This window comes from Burkholderia sp. RF4-BP95 (genome assembly GCF_001521985.1).
Classification (GTDB): domain Bacteria; phylum Pseudomonadota; class Gammaproteobacteria; order Burkholderiales; family Burkholderiaceae; genus Burkholderia; species Burkholderia diffusa.
This window is the reverse complement of sequence record NZ_LOSX01000094.1, coordinates 1-539: the sequence shown is the minus strand read 5'-3', so window position 1 is coordinate 539 and position 539 is coordinate 1. Positions and strand designations below refer to the sequence as shown.

Annotated in this window: 4 tRNA genes; all 4 read right to left on the bottom strand. The window is 57.9% G+C overall.

Annotated features, from left to right (window positions below):
- The 4 genes from WS46_RS32765 to WS46_RS32750 all read right to left on the bottom strand — a co-directional run bounded on the left by WS46_RS32765 (window position 1) and on the right by WS46_RS32750 (window position 538).
- Window positions 1-77 (bottom strand) — tRNA-Asp (locus tag WS46_RS32765).
- 83 nt (window positions 78-160) lie between these two features.
- Window positions 161-236 (bottom strand) — tRNA-Glu (locus WS46_RS32760).
- Window positions 237-302: 66 nt separating this feature from the next.
- Window positions 303-379, bottom strand: a tRNA-Asp gene (locus tag WS46_RS32755).
- Window positions 380-462: 83 nt separating this feature from the next.
- Window positions 463-538 (bottom strand) — tRNA-Glu (locus WS46_RS32750).
- Window position 539: the final 1 nt, after the last annotated feature.

The following is a 539-nucleotide window of genomic DNA, read 5'->3' as shown; positions in this document are numbered from 1 at the left end:
TGGCGGAGCGGACGGGACTCGAACCCGCGACCCCCGGCGTGACAGGCCGGTATTCTAACCGACTGAACTACCGCTCCAGCTTTCTGCACCGTTACCTGCAGGACGTCGGTTACGTTCCTGCAAGCGTTGCGACACTTCTACCATGAAACGCCGCTGAATCTGGCGTCCCCTAGGGGATTCGAACCCCTGTACTCACCGTGAAAGGGTGATGTCCTAGGCCTCTAGACGAAGGGGACAACATACTGCTTACATCTTTAATACAAAAGCCCGCTCAAAAACGTCCATTTGAACGGGCTTCGTTCTGGCGGAGCGGACGGGACTCGAACCCGCGACCCCCGGCGTGACAGGCCGGTATTCTAACCGACTGAACTACCGCTCCAACTTTCTGCACCGTTACCTGCAGGACGTCGGTTACGTTCCTGCAAGCCTCGCGACACTTCTACCACGAAACGCCGCTGAATCTGGCGTCCCCTAGGGGATTCGAACCCCTGTACTCACCGTGAAAGGGTGATGTCCTAGGCCTCTAGACGAAGGGGACA